The sequence below is a fragment of the Paenarthrobacter nitroguajacolicus genome (genome assembly GCF_051027655.1).
Classification (GTDB): Bacteria; Actinomycetota; Actinomycetes; order Actinomycetales; family Micrococcaceae; genus Arthrobacter; species Arthrobacter nitroguajacolicus.
Genome location: NZ_CP073234.1, coordinates 947,570 through 967,444, shown reverse-complemented (window position 1 = coordinate 967,444; position 19,875 = coordinate 947,570). Strand labels below are relative to the sequence as shown.

At 61.8% G+C, this 19,875-nt stretch carries 15 protein-coding genes; 2 read left to right on the top strand and 13 right to left on the bottom strand.

Annotated elements, in window-relative coordinates:
* Position 1: 1 nt before the first annotated feature.
* Positions 2-1,798 (bottom strand): maltose alpha-D-glucosyltransferase, encoded by a 1,797-nt coding sequence (treS, locus tag KCX59_RS04955; RefSeq protein ID WP_179017097.1) that lies wholly within the window; start codon positions 1,796-1,798, stop codon positions 2-4.
* The gene (locus KCX59_RS04950) at positions 1,798-3,882 is read right to left on the bottom strand and encodes an alpha-1,4-glucan--maltose-1-phosphate maltosyltransferase (RefSeq protein ID WP_179017099.1); all 2,085 of its coding nucleotides are present in this window, start codon (positions 3,880-3,882) and stop codon (positions 1,798-1,800) included. The genes treS and KCX59_RS04950 overlap by 1 nt, the downstream gene beginning before the upstream one ends.
* 125 nt (positions 3,883-4,007) lie before the next feature.
* Between KCX59_RS04950 and glgP the strand changes: the two genes are divergently transcribed.
* Positions 4,008-6,632, top strand: coding sequence for an alpha-glucan family phosphorylase (glgP, locus tag KCX59_RS04945; protein WP_178993422.1), 2,625 nt, complete (start codon positions 4,008-4,010; stop codon positions 6,630-6,632).
* A 1,141-nt stretch (positions 6,633-7,773) separates the two neighbouring features.
* Here glgP and KCX59_RS04940 read toward each other — a convergent pair.
* The 5 genes from KCX59_RS04940 to glgX form a co-directional block, all read right to left on the bottom strand.
* A complete protein-coding gene (locus tag KCX59_RS04940) occupies positions 7,774-8,214 on the bottom strand; it encodes a hypothetical protein (RefSeq protein WP_179017096.1) in 441 nt (146 codons plus the stop codon).
* Positions 8,215-8,394: 180 nt separating this feature from the next.
* Positions 8,395-8,799, bottom strand: coding sequence for a matrixin family metalloprotease (locus tag KCX59_RS04935; protein WP_179017095.1), 405 nt, complete (start codon positions 8,797-8,799; stop codon positions 8,395-8,397).
* 511 nt (positions 8,800-9,310) lie between these two features.
* Positions 9,311-9,670 carry a barstar family protein gene (locus KCX59_RS04930; RefSeq protein ID WP_179017094.1) on the bottom strand — a complete coding sequence of 120 codons (360 nt, stop codon included), beginning with the start codon at positions 9,668-9,670 and terminating at the stop codon, positions 9,311-9,313.
* Positions 9,671-9,678: 8 nt separating this feature from the next.
* A complete protein-coding gene (locus KCX59_RS04925; protein WP_179017093.1) occupies positions 9,679-10,164 on the bottom strand; it encodes a ribonuclease domain-containing protein in 486 nt (161 codons plus the stop codon).
* A 29-nt stretch (positions 10,165-10,193) separates the two neighbouring features.
* Positions 10,194-12,308 (bottom strand): glycogen debranching protein GlgX, encoded by a 2,115-nt coding sequence (glgX, locus tag KCX59_RS04920; protein ID WP_091465495.1) that lies wholly within the window; start codon positions 12,306-12,308, stop codon positions 10,194-10,196.
* A gap of 239 nt (positions 12,309-12,547) precedes the next feature.
* On the opposite strand from glgX, the gene KCX59_RS04915 reads away from it, so the two are divergent.
* Positions 12,548-13,357 carry a carbon-nitrogen hydrolase family protein gene (locus tag KCX59_RS04915; RefSeq protein ID WP_179017092.1) on the top strand — a complete coding sequence of 270 codons (810 nt, stop codon included), beginning with the start codon at positions 12,548-12,550 and terminating at the stop codon, positions 13,355-13,357.
* Between the two features lie 1,448 nt (positions 13,358-14,805).
* On the opposite strand, the gene rlmB is transcribed toward KCX59_RS04915, so the two are convergent.
* The 6 genes from rlmB to KCX59_RS04885 all read right to left on the bottom strand — a co-directional run bounded on the left by rlmB (position 14,806) and on the right by KCX59_RS04885 (position 19,655).
* A complete protein-coding gene (gene rlmB / locus KCX59_RS04910) occupies positions 14,806-15,795 on the bottom strand; it encodes a 23S rRNA (guanosine(2251)-2'-O)-methyltransferase RlmB (RefSeq protein WP_017198049.1) in 990 nt (329 codons plus the stop codon).
* 80 nt (positions 15,796-15,875) lie between these two features.
* Positions 15,876-17,330 (bottom strand): cysteine--tRNA ligase, encoded by a 1,455-nt coding sequence (gene cysS, locus KCX59_RS04905; protein WP_179018479.1) that lies wholly within the window; start codon positions 17,328-17,330, stop codon positions 15,876-15,878.
* A gap of 35 nt (positions 17,331-17,365) precedes the next feature.
* Complete coding sequence (locus KCX59_RS04900; RefSeq protein WP_178993413.1) at positions 17,366-17,719, bottom strand: hypothetical protein; 354 nt, start codon at positions 17,717-17,719, stop codon at positions 17,366-17,368.
* Positions 17,712-18,269 carry a 2-C-methyl-D-erythritol 2,4-cyclodiphosphate synthase gene (gene ispF, locus KCX59_RS04895; protein ID WP_179018481.1) on the bottom strand — a complete coding sequence of 186 codons (558 nt, stop codon included), beginning with the start codon at positions 18,267-18,269 and terminating at the stop codon, positions 17,712-17,714. Before ispF ends, KCX59_RS04900 begins: the two co-directional genes overlap by 8 nt.
* Positions 18,269-19,051, bottom strand: a complete 783-nt coding sequence (gene ispD / locus KCX59_RS04890) for a 2-C-methyl-D-erythritol 4-phosphate cytidylyltransferase (protein ID WP_178993411.1) — start codon at positions 19,049-19,051, stop codon at positions 18,269-18,271. Before ispD ends, ispF begins: the two co-directional genes overlap by 1 nt.
* Before the next feature lie 121 nt (positions 19,052-19,172).
* Entirely contained in the window at positions 19,173-19,655 is a 483-nt protein-coding gene (locus tag KCX59_RS04885; protein ID WP_011690592.1) for a CarD family transcriptional regulator, read from the bottom strand.
* Positions 19,656-19,875: the final 220 nt, after the last annotated feature.

Genomic DNA, 19,875 nt, shown 5'->3' with positions numbered 1-19,875 from the left:
CTCATCCTTTGGAGGTCACCACGGGAATCGCCTGGGTAAAGGGCGATGAGGGATTCGAAAATGCCGAGCGGACCCGCAGCCAATAGAAGCTGTGGCTCCCCAGCATCACGGTCAAGTGACCGTTGTCGCCGACGGCCGGGAAAGGCTGGCCGCCGAAAATATCGCGCAGGCCGCGGCCTGCAAACTCAGGCACGTCCAAGGTTGCCGCGACGGGGTGCTGGGAGAGGTTGAAAACGCACAGAATGGTCTCCGCGTCCTCTCCTTCAGGGTTGCCGGCCGGCAATTCCCTGACGTAGGCCAACACCACCTCATGGTCTGCCTCAATATGCCGGAAGCCGCCCAACCCAAACACAGGGTGGTTCCTCCGGACACTGAGGATCTGGCGGGTCCAGCGCAGCAGCGAACCGGAGTGCGCGGCCTGGGCCTCGACGTTGGCCATGCTGTAGTTGTAAACCAGCGACTGTATGACCGGCAGGTAAAGCTTGCCGGGATCGGCCCCTGAGAAGCCGGCATTGCGGTCGGGGTTCCACTGCATCGGGGTGCGGACGGCATCGCGGTCATCGAGCCAGATATTGTCGCCCATGCCGATCTCGTCCCCGTAGTACAGGAACGGGCTTCCCGGCAGGGAAAGCAGCAACGCGTTGATGAGCTCGATCTCGGAGCGGGAGTTATCCAGCAGCGGCGCCAAACGCCGTCGGATGCCTATGTTGGCCCGCATCCGGGGATCCGGGGCGTACCAACCGAGCATGGCGGCGCGCTCTTCAGCGGGCACCATCTCCAACGTCAATTCGTCATGGTTCCTCAGGAAGGTTCCCCATTGCGCACCCTTCGGAATCTCCGGGGTGTTCCGCAGGGTCTCAATAATGGGAGCTGCCTTCTGGTCCCGCAGGGCGTAGTACAGCCGCGGCATGATGGGGAAATGGAAGGCCATATGGCACTCCGGGGCTTCCTCGGTGCCGAAGTACTCCACCACTTCATGCGGAGGTTGGTTTGCCTCAGCGATGATCACCCTGCCGGGGTAGTTCGAGTCCACCATCCGGCGGAGGTCCTGCAGGAAGGTGTGCGTGGCAGGCAGGTTCTCGCAGTTGGTGCCATCTTCTTCGAACAGGTAGGGAATGGCGTCCGCGCGGAAGCCATCGATGCCCTGGTCCAGCCAGAAGCGGACCACGTCATAGAGGGCCTCAATCACCTTGGGGTTCTCGAAATTCAAGTCTGGCTGGTGGCTGAAAAAGCGGTGCCAGAAGAACTGCCGGCGGATAGGATCGAACGTCCAGTTGGACTCTTCGGTGTCAACGAAGATGATGCGTGCGTCCTGGTACTTCTCGTCCGTATCGCTCCACACATAGAAATCACCGTAGGGACCAGTTGGATCTTTGCGCGACTCCTGGAACCAGGGGTGCTGGTCCGAGGTGTGGTTCAACGGCAGGTCGATGATCACCCGGACGCCACGGGCGTGGGCCTCGGCAACCAAGCGCTTGAAGTCGCTGATGGTGCCGAACTCGTCCAGCACGGACGTATAGTCGGCGATGTCATAACCGCCATCGCGCAACGGGGAATGGAAGAACGGCGGCAACCACAGGCAGTCAACGCCCAGCCACTGGAGGTAATCCAGTTTCTCGATCAGGCCGTGGAAGTCGCCGGAACCATCCCCGTTGGCATCCGCAAAGGCCCGCACCAGTACCTCATAGAAGACTGCCTTGCGGTACCAGTGCGGATCGTGCTGGAGACCTGGGGCGTTCAACTCGAAGGTGTTCTTCGGAGTGAAGTACTGGCTGGGGTTCTGCGGAGAAAAACTCACTAAGGCTGCCTCCGGATGCTAAGTACGTGTGCCGGCTCAACGTGGGCATCCAGGCGGACGTAGTTGTGCTCGCCCCATTCCCAGCTCTCGCCGCTGATCAAGTCGTCCACCCGGAACCGGCCGTCCTCGTTGAAGTCCGAGGGGGCCAGGTGCAGGGCTTCCAAGTTCAGGGACACCGTGCTTTCACGGGTGCTGTGAGGATCCACGTTGACCACAATGATCAAAGTGTCCTTGGTGCCGTCCGGGAGCGTTTTGTGCTTGGAGTACACAATCGTGGCGTCATCGGTGCTGCTGTGCAGCGTCAGGTTCTGCAGATCGCCCAAGGCCAGGTGGTTCTTGCGAATGGTGTTAAGCCTGGTGATGTATGGCGCCAAGGTACGCCCTGACTCAGCCGCACCCTCCCAGTCCCTTGCCTTGTACTCGTACTTCTCGTTGTCGATGTACTCCTCGGCGCCCGGACGGGCCACGTGCTCGTACAACTCATAACCGGCGTAGACGCCCCACAACGGGCTTGCCGTAGCAGCCAATACGGCCCGGATGCGGAACGCGGCGGGACCACCGTACTGCAGGTACTCGGTGAGGATGTCCGGGGTGTTCACGAAGAAGTTCGGCCGGAAGAACGCCGCTGTTTCGTGGCTGACCTCGTGGAAGTACTCCTCCAGCTCGGTCTTGGTGTTCCGCCACGTGAAGTAGGTGTAGGACTGCTGGAATCCTGCGCGGCCCAAAGCATGCATCATCGGCGGGCGTGTGAAGGCCTCCGCCAGGAAGACAACCTCGGGGTTCTTCTTGTTGATCTTGCCGATGAGCCATTCCCAGAACCACACAGGCTTGGTGTGGGGATTGTCCACGCGGAATACCTTGACGCCGTGGCTGATCCACAGTTGGACAATCCGCAGGATTTCCTTGGAAAGGCCGGCCGGGTCATTGTCGAAGTTCAGGGGATAAATGTCCTGGTACTTCTTCGGCGGGTTCTCTGCATAGGCGATTGAACCGTCAACGCGCGTGGTGAACCATTCAGGGTTGGACGTCACCCAAGGGTGGTCCGGAGCTGCCTGCAACGCCAGGTCCAGGGCAACTTCGAGTCCCAGTTCGTTGGCGCGCGCCACGAACGCATCAAAGTCCTCAAACGTACCCAGTTCCGGATGGATGGCGTCATGTCCGCCGTCCTTGGAACCGATAGCCCACGGCGAACCCGGATCCTGCGGCCCCGGAGTCAGCGTGTTGTTGCGCCCCTTTCGGTGCTGGTAACCGATCGGGTGGATGGGCGGCAGGTAGATGATGTCGAAGCCCATCTCCGCGACGGCGTCGAGCCTGTTGGCTGCCGTGCGGAAGTTGCCGGAGGTCCACACGCCAGTGGAGTGGTCCAGGACGGCGCCCTCTGAGCGGGGGAAGAACTCGTACCAGGAACCGCGGCCCGCGAGGTCGCGTTCCACCTGCAGCGGGAAACGTTCGGAAACGGTCACCAGTTCGCGGATCGGAACGCGTCCGACGGCGGCCAGCACCTCGGGGCTGAAACCGGCGCCAAGGCGCTCCTCGGCAGTCTTGGTGGTGTCGGCCAGCACGACGGAAGCGGCACGCAAGGTGCGCTTCTCCACGGCGCTGCGCCCGGCGTCGTCGGCGGCTTCCGCGAGGAGGGCAGCGCCTTCGGCGAGCATCAACTCGACGTCAATGCCGGCCCCTACTTTGACCTCGGCGTTGTGATGCCAGGTGCCGTACCGGTCATGCCAGGCCTCGATGACGAAGGACCAGGCGCCGGTGCCGGTGGGGGTGATCAGGCCTTCCCATCGGTCCAGGCCCTTCCATTGCTCGCCTTGGGCCGGGGTCAGGCGGACTCGCTGACGCTCCTTGCCCTTGGGATCGAGCAGCACAGCGGAGACGCCGAGCTGGTCATGGCCTTCACGGAAGACCGTGGCGCCGACAACCAGGTCCTCGCCTGGCAAGGCCTTCGCCGGGAAACGGCCACCCTCAACCACCGGCTGCACGGCCGTAATGGGGAACCGGCCGAAGCGAAGTCCCTCGGTGATGTCCGTAGTCGTCTTGGATTTCAGAGCGGTGATGGTTCGCGCGGTTTTCGTCACAACCACGACGTTAGCGACAAAAATCACAGAATGCTAAGCACACGACCTATCTCCTCGACGCAAGATGACTTTTACCTAAAAGAAACCCAATCCAGTTCCGGCTGCCATGTGAGTCCGTTAGTGTGGCGCTCGTGAAGGCTATTCGAAGGTTTACAGTCCGTACCGTCCTCCCCGAGCCCATCAGGCCCCTGGCCCGTCTGGCAACCAACTTGCGTTGGTCCTGGCACCGGCCCACACGGGAACTTTTTGCGAGCCTTAACCCGGCTCTCTGGGAGGCATCGCAGCACGACCCCATAGCCCTGCTGGGGTCGATCAGCCGCGAGCAGTTACAGGACCTGGCCAATGACGGCGAGGTTGTGGAGCGCGTGCAGCACGCCGCAGCCGACCTGGACCGATACCTCAGCGAACCGCGCTGGTACCAAGGCCTCGGCGAAGACGCTCCAGCCTGCATCGCGTACTTCTCGCCCGAATTCGGCATCACCGAAGTACTCCCACAATATTCCGGGGGCCTCGGCATCCTCGCCGGCGACCACCTCAAAGCCGCCTCCGACCTCGGTGTGCCGCTGATCGGCGTGGGGCTTCTGTACCAGGCCGGATACTTCAAGCAGTCGCTGTCCCGCGACGCCTGGCAGCAGGAAACTTACCCTGTACTGGACCCTGACGGCCTGCCGCTGACGCTGCTGCGCCACCCGGCCAAGGACGGCGCCCAAGGCAAGCCAGTCCACATTTCCCTCCCGCTGCCCAACGGCCGCGAGCTCCACGCGCACGTGTGGCGTGCCGACGTCGGACGCGTTCCGCTGCTGCTGCTGGACTCCAACGTCCCCTCCAACGACGAAGCCGCCCGCGGCATCACCGACCGCCTGTACGGCGGCGGCGGCGACCACCGTCTCCAGCAGGAACTCCTCCTGGGCATGGGCGGCGTTAAGGCCCTGCGCGTGTACCAGGAGCTCACCGGCACGCCCGCTCCGGAAGTGTTCCACACCAACGAAGGCCACGCAGGGTTCCTGGGGATCGAACGCATCCAGGAAGCCATGTCCGACGCCAACTCGCCCCTCAGCTGGGACGAGGCCCTCGCCGCCGGCCGCGCGTCCACTGTCTTCACAACGCACACGCCCGTACCCGCCGGCATCGACCGCTTCGAGACCGTGCAGATCAAGCACTTCTTCGAAGCCGGCCTCGCGCCCGCTGTGCCCACGGACCGCATCCTGGACCTCGGCCGTGAAAACTTCGACGGCGGCAACCCGTCCGTGTTCAACATGGCAGTCATGGGCCTGCGCCTGGCGCAGCGTGCCAACGGTGTGGCCAAGCTGCACGGTGTGGTCTCCCGCGAAATGTTCGCCGGTCTCTGGCCGGGATTCGACCACTCCGAAATCCCCATCACCTCCGTTACCAACGGCGTCCACGTGCCCACGTGGGTGGACCCCCGCATCTCCACCTTGGCCCGGAACCAGTTCGGCGCGGAAGCCGAAGCCCTGGGACGCTGGGACCTCGCGTACAACGTCAGCGACGAAGACGTCTGGGCCCTCCGCCGGGAGCTCCGCGCACAACTCATAGAAGACGTTCGACGCCGGCTCCGGGCCTCATGGAAGAAGCGTGGCGCTGCCGATGCCGAACTCGGCTGGACCGACTCCGTACTGGACCCCGATGTCCTCACCATCGGATTCGCACGGCGTGTGCCCACCTACAAGCGGCTCACGCTCATGCTGCGGGACCCTGCCCGTTTGAAGGCCTTGCTGCTTGACCCCAAGCACCCCATCCAGCTGGTCATCGCGGGCAAGTCCCACCCCGCAGACGACGCCGGCAAGAAGATGATCCAGGACCTGGTCAAGTTCACGGACGACCCCCAGGTCCGGCACAGGATCGTGTTCCTGCCCAACTACGACATCGCCATGGCGAGGACACTGTTCCCCGGCTGCGACGTATGGCTCAACAACCCCCTCCGACCGCTGGAAGCCTGCGGCACCTCCGGCATGAAGGCCGCCATCAACGGTTCGCTCAACCTCTCCGTCCTGGACGGCTGGTGGGACGAAATGTACGACGGCGAGAACGGCTGGGCAATCCCCACCGCCAACAACAACGCGTCCTCCGAGGAGCGCGACGACATCGAGGCATCAGCACTCTACGAGCTGCTGGAAACCCAGGTAGCACCGCGCTTCTACGGCACCACCGTTGCCCAAGGCGCCGGAGCAGCAGGACCGTCCGAATCCAGCCGTGAAACCGTGCCCACGCACTGGGTGTCCATGATCAAGCACACCCTGGCTAACCTTGGCCCTGCAGTCTCGGCCGAACGCATGCTCCACGACTACGTCAACAACCTCTACTGCCCGGCCGCTGTATCCGGGCGCAGGGCTGTTGCCGAGTCATTCAAGGAAGCCAAGGAACTCGCGGCCTGGACCACCAAGGTTCGGAACGCCTGGCCCGAGGTAGTGGTGGAACACGTTGACTCCGTTGGCGTCTCCGAGGAACCCCAGGTAGGCGACTCACTCCAAGTCAACGCCTACGTGGCCCTCAACAACCTCACCCCGGACGACGTCTCCGTGGAAGTGGCCTTCGGCCGCGCGGAAGACACCGACGAGCTCGAGGACATCGTGGTGGCCGAACTGGACTCCCTGGAAGACCTCGGCGGCGGACGCCACCTGTTCAGCGGCTCCTTGGTGATCAACCGCTCAGGGTCCTTCGGGTACACCGTCCGCGTGTTCCCGAAGCACTCCGCGCTGGCTTCCAAGGCTGAGTTGGGGTTGATCGCGAACGCCTAGACCTTTGTCCTCCGGGACGTTCCTGGCCCGCTGTTCCGTTGTTGTTCAACAACGGATAAGCGGGCCAGCTACGTCGGAGCAGGGCTCCACGTACTTCCTGATTGCCGTCGGCTTCAATCGTGGCGATTCGCCGCCTTGATCCCGGCCGAGATGCTAACAACCGGCGTGGCATGAAGCCGAGAAAGCGGTGCTAGAAGATCTGTTCTGGGACCACTTTTCGATTTATCGCACTTTGAAAAGTCCCACTCCGAGCAGTCTGCTGGGTCAGCGTGAAAGCGCTCCAGCAGGAATCAGCCCCGTTGATCGTGACCGTTGGAGACAGCCGGACACGGCCATCACACAGAAACAGGCCGGTGACAGTTGTTGTCCAACGAAGAAGGCCTCGTCCGTGGCGCGCTGCGGAGGTTTTTCGCGTTCAGAGGTCCGGCCACAACAAGGACAAGACCCCAGAGGGAACCTAAGGGGCTTATATAGCGATCGTGATCGTCTGCGTCGGAGGCGTACAACTTGCATGCTGACTAGCGGAGACTACCTGTCCTGCACGCCTGTTCTTGCCTGTGTCGTCGCACCAGTCGATGTCGAATGGGAAAGCCACGACGGCGGCTTCCCCTGGCGCAGTCTCGGGTGGAACCCTAAAAGTATAAGTAAATCCACCAGCGTCATTCATTGGCGCCAAAGCGTCAAGCACTTTGCGTCCGGATGAATCTTTAATTGTTATCAGGATTCGGGCGTTCTTTCCGTAGCGGGGATCGCATCGCGCATCTTGTGCCCGCACGGTGACCTCTTCGCCGATTCTTGCGGGCGAGGGCGTAACGGAAAAATCAGGGGGGAGACACGGGGGCCGCCCTTGGGAGGAGGAATTGCATCCTGACAATGCCGCGGCAATGATCAGCACGCTCAACGCGGCAACTGGTGCCCGAAGGAAGCCTTGAACTCGAAAAGGACGGCTGGAAGAGAACATCATTTCTTGATTCTCCTCACAGTAGTTGCTCTGCGGAATCCGGTCTCAGAGTTTGTAGCCACATCGTTAATTTGTATCGAAATGATACCTAACGACATCCTTGTTAAGGGACTTTTGGTGGCGGAAGAGAAAATCTCCATTACCCAACTCCCTCCTGCGATCGGCCCGTTGTGGTCATACCTACTTCAAAGCCGAGATTTCCTCTTTTGTGATCTGGGCTGGGATGTTATCGTTCACCGGTCCAACTTTATGCATGAACACTCCATCTGCACCCTTCGTGAAGATTCCGGCATCCCCTCCTGTTACATAGAACTGCGCTGCCGCCTCTCCTGGCAGTTCGGTTGGACGGATAAACACCAAGTATCCCGTTCCGTCCGCATTCAGAATCGGCGATGGCGTCTCGGACATGTCCGAAGTTCCCAGTTGTCTAATCACCACTGTCGTTGGTATGGAGCTTTTGCTTAAAGCAGGTTGGTTTACAGCGGTAGCCAGAGGTGTTGGATGTAACGGCTCTTGTACTTCTAACGTGGACAGGGTGTACGGGATGTCTTCGACTACCGTTTCTTGTTTGAGCACTCTTCCGACCACGACCACTGTGCTGTCAGCAGCCAGATCCGCCATGTCTCTGTACTCTTTCGACCTAGAGGCGTGCACGCCTCCAGCACGTTGTTCCGCCTCCAGCGTTGATAACGTGGACGTCGATGCAGGCGATGGCCTTGCTGAGCAACTGGCTAGGCTGGAGGCAAGAATCAGTCCCGCCAAGATAAGGCCTAATGCTGGCTTTGATTGCATGACTACTCCCTAATAGAGCGCGTTAGCGCCAGCTTGATCGTCGTTGGTTGGCCAGTAGGTTCCGAATGAGTCGTAAGTGCACCGGGGACACGTGTACATGACGGTGCCCCATGAAGAGTGGTCTAAGCCCATGCCGTGACCGAGTTCGTGTACCCAGACAACTCTTTTTTGCCAGTAGGTGTAGCCCTGCGCATAGTAAGTGTTGAGTGTGACCTCGGAGGACCATAGATTGCCGAAGGGGCAGTTCCACTTTGAATAGCCGTCGTAGCCATTGGCTCCGTTATTGATCACGTAAGCCCTCATGGCTCCGCCCGTTGGGTGCATTCCGTCGATGTCGCTGGCGGATGCCCACGAGTAGCCGGCATCGATCAGCGGATCTGTGTATCCGGATACAGCATCATTTTTGTAGGTCATGCTGGAACTTGCCCACTTGCAACCCGTGAAGGCGTAAGCATCCGCAGGGGCTGGCACTGCAATACCAAGACCCAGTATGAGCACGGCACTTCCGGCGATGGACGAAATGCGCAATTTGAGTGCATTCGAAACAGATAACTTCACTGGTCCCCCAAAGCTTCTGGCAAGTCAAAATGGATAAAAGGACAACTGAACTACTCCAGTGCAGGCCCGCATGAAACGAAGCACACTTCGTTGATAATATGCATTAGTTCACTGGGTCAGCCTTGCACTGGAAACTTTTAATTTCAAGCGTTTGAAATAATCAGAAAAATTATAGAAATATTCAACATTTCGCATCACGATTGAGTTGCATGCACCACTTAAGCGGATTTCGGCGGTAGTCATAGCTCATGTGGGAACCAACGCTGATGACATCTCAGCTGCCCGTAAGACCAGCCGATGAAGTTGCCTCTTCGGACGCCTGCCCACACGGGTAGGACGCCGGCGCAGTTAGGGCCCGCTGGGCCCACTAATACTCGAAGACTGCGATAACTGCGAGGTCGCGGCCCGCGTAGCGCTCTGCGTCTTGGAGGATCTCGCAGACCACGCCGAAGGAACGGTCCGTGCGGTAGGCCGCGGGGACTTGCCAGATCATGGTGACCGGGCTGCCTTCGTCCTCTGAGAGGGCATCAGCGTAGTCGTGCAAGGAGTCGTTGAGGGCGTCCAGGTTCACGCCGTAGTACTCAGGGAAATCGAGGACCTGGCCGAAGACCTCAAGGACCGCTTGCTTGGTGCTGGCCGGTGGGACCAGAAGCGTTCGCCGGCCGGCGTCGGAGATCTGCTCCTGGAGTTCTTCGAGGGTCCAGGTGTCAGCCGAATAGATTTTCATGGGCTCCTCTATTTGCCTTCGACGATGAACGTAAAGGACTCGTAATGGTCCGGGGTGTAGTACTTGGCCGAGTCCTTACCCACGATAATTCGGCGGGCGCCCCGGTCCGACTCCCCCGGCGTGGGAACGGTGTACTCCTTATAGAAACCGCCGGATTTCTTGGGCAGCAAACCCTCGAAGTTTCCGAAGTTCACACCGTCGCGGTCGTACGGGTACGGGCCGCCCTTCGCAATCAGGGCAAGGGTTTGGCGCGCTTCCTTGGGTAGCTGCGAAGCATTGATCGTGGGCAGCGTTGAAGGGTTTGCCACAGCGGAGGCGGCCGACGTCGCGGTGCCGGATGCCGGCGTCGTGCTTTGCCCTGCGGTTGGTACGCCGGAGGGCGGCGCTGTTGTGGGCGCCGTCAGCGAGCCTCCGCCCACCATCGCAACCACCAGCACGACGACGGCGATCACCAGTCCCGCGAAGGCCACCAGTTTGTTGCGGTTGCGGTTCATCCGGTGGGCTTCCCTCGATGCTCGGCTAGCTACGTGCGGTAGATGTTGATGGTGTTGGCTTGCAGGATATCCCGCTCGCCGGAGGCCACCAACGCGCCTTTCCGTCGGTCGTGCAAAACCGAGGTGGTAAAGCGCAGCTCAAACATGCGCTTCCCGATGCCCGACTCGCTCAGAATCTCGGGCAAGACCATTTTTACGTCCTGGTTGCTTCCGTTCACCACAATCAAGCCCCGGATTTCACTGTCCTCGTGGCCCATTAGCAGCTGGACCGAGCGGACGGTGGGATCATTCCAGCGCGCCGGAGTCATCTTCTTGCCCTTGTCGTCAAACCACTGAAGGCTCGAGTCGTTGGCCTGCCCTGGGAAGCTTTCAGGTTGGTGACGCAGGAACCAGCGTCGGAGCCGGACCAGTTCACGAGTAGTCCTGAACATGGCGTTGGCTTCCTGCGTCCGGCTCCAGTCCAGCCATGCCGTGGGATTGTCCTGGCAGTAGGCGTTGTTGTTGCCCTGCTGTGTACGGCCGATCTCGTCACCGGCTGTGATCATTGGAACGCCAAAGGACAGCAGCAGCGTCGCCATAAGGTTGCGGATGGACAGTGACCGGGCAGCCACGATGGCCTCGTTCTCGCTGCGGCCCTCGAAACCATGGTTGTAGCTTCGGTTGTCGCCGTGTCCGTCGCGGTTCTGCTCGCCGTTGGCCTCGTTGTGCTTGCGGTCGTAGCTGACCAGGTCCTTCAGCGTGAAGCCGTCATGGGCGGTGATGAAGTTGACGCTGGCAAGGCGGGTGCGGCCGGATGATGCGAAGAGATTGGCAGAACCCGCCATGAGCTCAGCCAAAGACGCCACCGAGCCACCATGTCCACCGGCCTCCATAGCGGCCCGGTCGGACAGCCAGAAGCTTCGGACTCCGTCGCGGAAGTGGTCATTCCAGTCAGACCATCCCTGCGGGAAACGGCCGGTCTGCCAGCCACCGTAGCCCACATCCCAAGGTTCGGCGATCAGCTTGACCTCAGAGAGCACCGGGTCCTCGGCAATTGCTTGCAAGAACGGGTGCTGGGGATCGAAAGTGTTGCTGGCATCCCGGCACAGTGTCACTGCGAGGTCGAAACGGAAACCGTCCACATGGAAGTCATTTACCCAGTACCGCAGGGAATCCAGTGCGAGATCCACCACCACGGGATCACTGAAATCCAGGGTGTTACCGCATCCGGTGGTGTCCAGGTAGCGTCCATGGGCATCGTGCCGGTAATAACGCTTCTCCGCCAGTCCGCGGAAACTCAGCGGCGGTCCGTCAGGCCCGGCCTCGGCGGTGTGGTTGTACACCACGTCCAGGATGACCTCGATCCCCGCCGCATGGAGCAGTTTGATCATGCCCTTGAGCTCATCCTGCACCGCGTGGGGGCCCGCAGTCCGCGCCGCTTCCGTTGCGTAGTCCGAGTGTGGGGCGAAGAAGGCTGCGGTGTTGTAGCCCCAGTAGTTGGTCATGCCCAGGTCCTGGAGGTGCGACTCATCCAAGTGGAAATGAATGGGAAGCAGCTGGACAGCAGTGATGCCGAGTTCAGTCAGGTGCTGGATCATCACCGGGTGCGCCATGCCCGCGTACGTTCCGCGAAGGTGCTCCGGGATGTCGGGGTGGAGCATCGTTTGGCCACGGACGTGTGCCTCATAAATCACCGAAGTGCGCATGGGCGTTCGCGGCGCCTGATCATCGCCCCAGTCAAAGCCTGTCTCCACGTGAACGCTTGTCAGGAACTCGCCCCGCTGGTCCACGGCGCGGCCGTAGGGATCGAGCAGCAGCGGCTGGTCGCCGTCGTCGTCCAGGTCCAAAGCCGGGATGGACAGAGGGAGGCCGCCCTCGCTGGGGGCAGCGCGGAAGCCGTAGCGGGTGCCCGGCGGCATGCCGTCCACAAGGCCGAAGTGCACGCCGTCCTGCACATTGGACAGAATATGCGCGCGCCAAGGTTCGCCTGGAGCTTGGAACACCACTTCCACCCGTTCCAGGTCGGGAGCGAAAACGGCCACGTTCACCGAATGGTTCTGCGTGGTTTCGGCGTCGAAAACCCCGGGCTGGGGCGTGCTCAGTCCGAGGGGCCTGGGCTGCGACGCGTCCAGGGCAGCTTCTGTGTCAAAAATTGGCATAACCATTGCTTGCAAGTTTAGTTCCACGCCAAGTATGTACCGCGCGGGCCTGCCATGTGACGACGTTCAGCGTCGTGATTTCATTACTTGCCCGAAACTGGCGGGATTTCATCCGCCGCTCACGTGCTGGAATGCTGCCTTCGCACTCTCCGCGATTGAGCTGGTTCGCATCGATTGTGTCGCGCTCTGCTGCCCCGGATCAGTCCGCTTGGCATACTGGGACGGAAACAACTGGAGGTTTTATCGTGCGCGTGGCACTCGCCCAAGTCATCACCGGCCGGGATCTGGCCGAGAACCTGCGGCTCCTTGAGGAGTACGCCCGCCGGGCCAAGGACGGCGGTGCCGAGCTGGTGGTCTTCCCGGAAGCAATGATGCGCGCGTTCGGAAACTCGCTGCTGGACATTGCCGAACCATTAGCTGGGCCGTGGGCGAGCCGGGTGCGGTCCCTCGCTGACGAACTTCAGTTGGTGATCGTGGCTGGCATGTTCACGCCTGGGACTCCCTCCGATTCGGGATCCCCGCGCGTGCGGAACACGCTCCTCGCCACCGGACCCGGCGTGGAAACGAGCTACGACAAAATACATCTTTTCGACGCGTTCGGCTTCGCGGAATCGGACACCGTTGAGGCCGGTACGGATCCGGTAACGTTCGACGCCGGTGGCCTCACCTTTGGGTTGGCCACCTGTTACGACATCCGTTTCCCTGCACTCTTTACGGCCAACGCACAGCGCGGAGCCATTGTGAATATCGTTTCCGCCTCGTGGGGATCCGGACCGGGTAAGGCCGAGCAGTGGCAACTTCTGGCCCGCGCCCGCGCAGTGGACACCACCACGTTCGTGCTCGCCTGCGGCCAGGGCGATCCCGCCACTCAGGGCGTTGAGGTCAAAGGGACCGCGCCCACCGGAGTGGGGTACTCCGCCGTCGTGTCCCCGTTCGGCCAGGTATTGGAAGCCCTGGAGGGCGAACCGGGCGTCATTTTCTACGACCTCGACCCCGCCGTCGTGGAAGATGCCCGCACCAAACTCCCAGTGCTGGCCAACCGCCGCGACTTCTAACCCTTCCCACCAACGCTCACTCACATCCCCAACCCTTCCCACCAACGCTCGATCACATCCCCAACCCTTCCCACCAACGCTCACTCACATCCCCAACCCTTCCCACCAACGCTCGCCCACATCCCTAACCCTTCCACGGTGCGGTCGTAGGGTTTTCTGGGACAGCGTGAGGGGAAAATGCGCTTCGGATGAACACGCCCAGAAGAAAATACGGTGCGGCGTTTCGTGAGGAAAGGTCAGCGCCTTCTTTGCCGTGAAGCAAAAGTAGACGGCTTCCACGAGTACAACTAAGCGGAGAAGGCCAACCAATCCGGGGCCGCCGTGCCGGCGTTGAAGGTATCCGACAGAGCATCGGCCGCAAGCCCGCGGGACATGAGCGAGCGTTAGGCGCAAGCCCGCGGGACATGATCGAGCGTTAGGCGCAAGCCCGCGGGACATGATCGAGCGTTAGGCGCAAGCCCGCGGGACATGAGCGAGCGTTAGGCGCAAGCCCGCGGGACATGAGCGAGCGTTAGGCGCAAGCCCGCGGGACATGAGCGAGCGTTAGGCGCAAGCCCGCGGGACATGAGCGAGCGTTAGGCGCAAGCCCGCGGGACATGAGCGAGCGTTAGGCGCAAGCCCGCGGGACATGAGCGAGCGTTAGGCGCAAGCCCGCGGGACATGAGCGAGCGTTAGGCGCAAGCCCGCGGGACATGAGCGAGCGTTAGGCGCAAGCCCGCGGGACATGAGCGAGCGTTAGGCGCAAGCCCGCGGGACATGAGCGAGCGTTAGGCGCAAGCCCGCGGGACATGAGCGAGCGTTAGGCGCAAGCCCGCGGGACATGAGCGAGCGTTAGGCGCAAGCCCGCGGGACATGAGCGAGCGTTAGGCGCAAGCCCGCGGGACATGATCGAGCGTTAGGCGCAAGCCCGCGGGACATGAGCGAGCGTTAGGCGCAAGCCCGCGGGACATGAGCGAGCGTTAGGCGCAAGACCGCGGGACATGAGCGAGCGTTAGGCGCAAGCCCGCGGGACATGAGCGAGCGTTAGGCGCAAGCCCGCGGGACATGAGCGAGCGTTAGGCGCAAGCCCGCGGGACATGATCGAGCGTTAGGCGCAAGCCCGCGGGACATGAGCGAGCGTTAGGCGCAAGCCCGCGGGACATGAGCGAGCGTTAGGCGCAAGCCCGCGGGACATGATCGAGCGTTAGGCGCAAGCCCGCGGGACATGAGCGAGCGTTAGGCGCAAGACCGCGGGACATGAGCGAGCGTTAGGCGCAAGCCCGCGGGACATGATCGAGCGTTAGGCGGAAGCCCGCGGGACGTGAGAGAGCGTGCAACTCAAACACGCGAAAGGCGCCGCGAGGGCCATCCGGAAGCGTGCGTCAAAGCGACGAAGGAGCAGCACGCGGAGGATGGCGCTTGCGGCGCCTTAGCGCGGAGGATGGCGCTTGCGGCGCCTTTGCAGAGGGCTAGCTAGCGCGCTGCCTCGACACTTCGTACAGCGAGATTCCAACGGCCATGGATGCGTTGAGGGACTCCATGGCGGAGTCGATCGGGATCGAGACGATCTGGTCGCAGTTCTCGCGGACCAGCCTGCTGAGGCCCTTGCCTTCGGAACCGACCACAATGCAGACGGGTTCGGTGGCAACGGTGAGGTCGGGCAGCGAGACGTCGCCGTCGCCGTCCAAGCCAAGGACGTAGATGCCCATGTTCTTGAACTGCTTGAGCGCGTTGTTGAGATTCGCAGCACGGGCAACCGGAACGCGCACGGCGGCACCGGCACTGGTCTTCCATGCGGACGCTGTGACGCCGACGGAACGACGCTCGGGCACGATAACGCCGTGGCCGCTGAAGGCCGAAACGGAGCGGATGATCGCGCCGAGGTTGCGGGGGTCGGTGATGCCGTCCAGTGCAACGAAGATGGGGGCGTTGGAGATGTGCCCCTTCTTCCACTTGGCGAGGGTTTCCTCGGCGAGGTCGTAAGCGTCCTCGTATTCGTACGGCGGGATCTGCAGAACGAGGCCCTGGTGGACGGCGTCCTCTGTCATGCGGTCCAGCTCAGCCTTGCCGGTTTCGAGAAGAGGGATGCCGCGCTCAGCCGCGAGTTTGAGGGATTCCTTGACGCGGTCGTCCATCTCAATGCGGATGGCGACGTGCAGGGCTTTGGCTGGGATACCGGCGCGGAGCGCTTCGACCACCGAGTTACGGCCCGTCACCAGTTCTTCAGTGGCACGGCCCTTGGGACCGGAGCGGGCGCCTGCGCCACCGGGACGGGTGCCCGTTCCGCGCTTGGCAGCCGAGCGCTCAGCCAGCTGCTTGTTCTTGTATGCCTTGTGGTAGGTGCGTTCCTCCGCCTTGGGCGTGGGACCCTTGCCCTCCAGGGCCTTGCGGCCGTGGCCACCGGTTCCGGTGGTGGGGCCCTTCTTCTGCTTGACCGACCGGCGACCATTATTGGCCATGAGATTCCATCCTTGATTTTGTGAGTAAGTCTGGAATCAAGTCTACTGACCCGATGCAATTCGGCCGCCGCGCCGGTTCGTCAGTCGCGTTTGAGGCTCCAGCTGGCGCCATCCGCACCATCTTCGACGACGACGCCGGCCGCGGCGAGTGTGTCGCGGATAGCATCGGATGCTGCCCAGTCCTTGTTGGCCCTGGCAGCGGCACGGGCTTCGAGTTGGGCTTCGATCAGCACTTCCAGAGCGGCGTGCTCGCGCCCTTGTACAGCCTCCGGGCGTTTCACCGAATCCAGGCCTAGAACTTCGGTCATGGACAGCACGCTGTAGAGAGCAGTCTTCGCACTCTCCAGGTCGCCGCCAGCCAACGCCGTGTTTCCTGCCCGCACGGTTTCGTGCAGCACGCCGAGGGCCTGGGGCACGTTGAGGTCGTCATCCATGGCCGCGATGAACGCAGCGGGCATGTTGGCCTGCGGGGAAACGTCCGAGGCGGCCGTACCCACCTTGGCGGATGCCTTGTGAATGAAACCGTCAATGCGCTCGACGGCGGCTGCAGCCTCCTGCAGCGAGGTAGGCCGGTAGTCCAGGATGGAGCGGTAGTGTGCCTGACCGAGGTAGTAGCGAACCACTCGCGGTGAGGCGAGCTCCAGCATCTCCGCCGGGCTCACGGTGTTGCCAATGGACTTGGACATCTTTTCGCCCTCGTACGTGACCATGCCGTTGTGCATCCAGAAGTTGGCAAACTCGTCACCGGCAGCCTGGGACTGGGCCATCTCGTTCTCGTGGTGCGGGAAGCGAAGATCCAGTCCTCCACCGTGGATATCAAACCGCGGACCCAAATACTTGGTGACCATGGCTGAGCACTCGAGGTGCCATCCGGGACGGCCAGCACCCCACGGGGACTCCCACTTTGCGGTGACGGGTTCGCCGTCTTTGAAGCCCTTCCACAGCGCGAAGTCGCGAGGGTCGCGCTTGCCGCGTGGGTCGGCGTCGGGCGCTCCCTGCATGTCATCGATATTCTGCCGCGTCAGCGAGCCGTACTTGCTCCAGGAACGGACGTCGAAGTAGACGTCGCCGGAATCGTCCAGTGCGGGGTAGGCATGGCCGCGGTCGATGAGGCGCTGGATGAGTGCGTGCATTTCCGGGATGTGGCCGGTGGCACGGGGTTCATAAGTGGGCCGTTGGACGCCGAGGGATTCGTAGGCGTTCTCGAACTCCTGCTCGTAGCGGTACGCCAGGGCCCACCACTCTTCGGCTTGGCGCGCCGACGGTTCAGCGTCCCAGTCCGGACCGAACGACTGAGCGGATTTGGCCAGGATCTTGTCGTCGATGTCCGTGACGTTGCGCACCACCGTAACCCGGAGGCCACGGAATTCGAGCCAGCGGGTCAGTTGGTCGAAGGCGATGGCCGACCTGACGTGGCCCACGTGCGGCATTCCTTGGACGGTGGCCCCGCAGTAGTACACGCTGGCCTTGCCGTCTTCGAGGGGAACGAAGTCGCGGACTTCGGCGGAGGCGGTGTCATAGAAGCGCAGGGTCACCGCTCCAGATTAGCCGATGACGCGGCGTGACCTGCCTACTTGCAGTATTCGCCGATCTTGTTGAACTGCACCTTGAGCTTCTCTTGCTGGTCCTGGGTGGCCGCGCCGAGGGATGACGACGCCGCTTCGTCCATGATCGCAGCCATCTCTTTGATGGGATTGCCGATCTCCGGAGCGAGCTTGCCCGCGATCTCGTGGTAGTGCTCAGCGATCTGTTTAGACTGCTGCTGCTGATTGCCGTCGGGCTTGAAGGTGTCCTTGTTCAGGAACTCGCAGCTGGCTGTCACGTCCATCGTTTGGGTCCCGCTGCAGCCGCCCAGCAGGAGCGATGCAGCCAAGCCTGCCGACACCATAGCGGAACGCACGACGCCGGCACGTGGCTTAACCATGTGGCGCACCTTTTGCGGGACCGGACTCGGTTGCCGTCGTCTCGTGTCCGGAGACCGGGTACACCAGGGCCGTGGCAACAGCGGAGATACCTTCGCCGCGACCGGTGAAACCGAGGCCGTCGCTGGTGGTTGCCGTGACACTGATCGGCGCGCCGGCAGCATCGCTCAAGACCCTCTGGGATTCTTCCCGGCGCGGACCGAACTTGGGACGGTTGGCCACGAACTGCACTGCCACGTTGCCGATCTCGAATCCGGCCGCGCGCACAATGCGTGCCGCTTCACCAAGGAGCTTGACCCCCGAGGCACCTGCGAACTCGGGGCGGTCAGTGCCGAAGTGGGTGCCCAGGTCACCAATGCCGCACGCGGAAAAGAGTGCGTCGGCAGCGGCATGAGCGACGCAATCGCCGTCGGAATGCCCTGAAAGCCCCCGTTCGCCTTCCCAGAAAAGCCCGCCCAACCACAGCGGTTGCGGGTCATCTTCTGCCGCAAATGCGTGGACATCGATACCAACGCCCGTGCGGGGAAGCACCATGTTCTGGTCAGGAGTCATCAGCCTTCCACCCAACGAATTCCCAGCGGCCCTTCCAGCAATCCCTCGGCAATGATGAGATCCAAGGGCGTGGTGATCTTCAGCGACTGGCTGGCCCCGCGGACAGCATGGACCGGAACCCCGAGGAGCTCCACCAGCATGGCGTCGTCGGTGACAGCTGCGGATTGCTTGTCGTCGAAGAGACCGGCAGCTTCGTGAGCCCTCCGCAGGACCGCCAGTTCGAAACCTTGCGGGGTCTGAACGGCGCGCAGCTGCTCGCGGGGGGCTGTTCCCGTGACAAGTTCCGGGGCGATGGAGGAGTCTGAGCCATTCGTCTCGGCAACAGTTTTGATGGTGTCCACCACAGGCATGGTGGGAATGACGGCCTTCGCGCCTGAGGCCAGGGCATCGGCGACGCGCTGGAAAACCCGCTCGGGGGTAAGGGCACGTGCGGCGTCGTGGACCAGGACCAGTTCGGTTCCGTCCTCCAACGCAGCCATGGCAGCCCGGACGGAATCCGCGCGGGAGGAACCGCCGTCGACCACCGAAATTTCGGGGCCTCCGTCCACCAGGTCAATGGTGAACTCGGAGATTGATTCGCGCAGCGCCGTGTCCCCCTTGGGCACGGCGACGCAGATCTGGCGCGCAACATCAGATGCAACCACCCCACGGAGGGCATGCATCAGGATGGTTTCACCACCCAGCGGAACCTGGGCTTTGGGCATGCCGTAACCGAGGCGTTCACCAGAGCCGGCAGCAACCACGATCACGGCCGTGACGGCGCGCTTGGAAGGAATACTCATGCGCCCAAGATTATGCGGAATGTGCATGGAAAACCCACATGCCGGGTAACTCCGCACGGCTGCGGCCACTTTTCGGGCAAAAAGAAACCCGGCGGCGCTTTCGCACCACCGGGCTCAATTCTTAGGAAGCCAAGACCTCGTCGAGAACGCTTGCAGCCTTCTCTTCGTCTGTCTTCTCAGCCAGGGCCAGTTCTGAAATCAGAATCTGCCGCGCCTTGGCCAGCATCCGCTTCTCACCTGCGGAAAGGCCGCGATCGTGATCACGACGCCAAAGATCGCGAACGACCTCTGCCACCTTGATGACATCGCCTGAAGCAAGCTTCTCCAGGTTCGCCTTGTAACGACGTGACCAGTTGGTAGGCTCTTCAGTGAACTCGGCGCGGAGAACGTCAAATACGTGCTCCAAGCCTTCTTTGCCCACTACGTCCCGGACCCCAACAAGGTCAACATTCTCTGCTGGAACTTCAATGGTCAGATCACCCTGAGCCACCTTGAGCTTGAGATACATCTTCTCTTCGCCCTTGATGGTGCGCATCTTGATTTCCTCAATTTTTGCTGCACCGTGGTGAGGGTAAACTACTGTCTCGCCGACCTCAAAAACCATGTGGACTTTCCCCTTTCCCGCAGATTAGTCTATCACGATTAAGGCATACGACTGGCATCGGACAGGGCCTTCTCCCGCGCCAATAAAGGGAATAAGGCCTTAAACGACTTCCTCCAAGGTCTTGACGTATTCGGGGAAAGATGCTTGGAGCAAGCAATGTGCGAGCAAGATCTCCTTCGTTGGTGGCGCCACATAGCCTTCCCGAATCCATATATCCGGG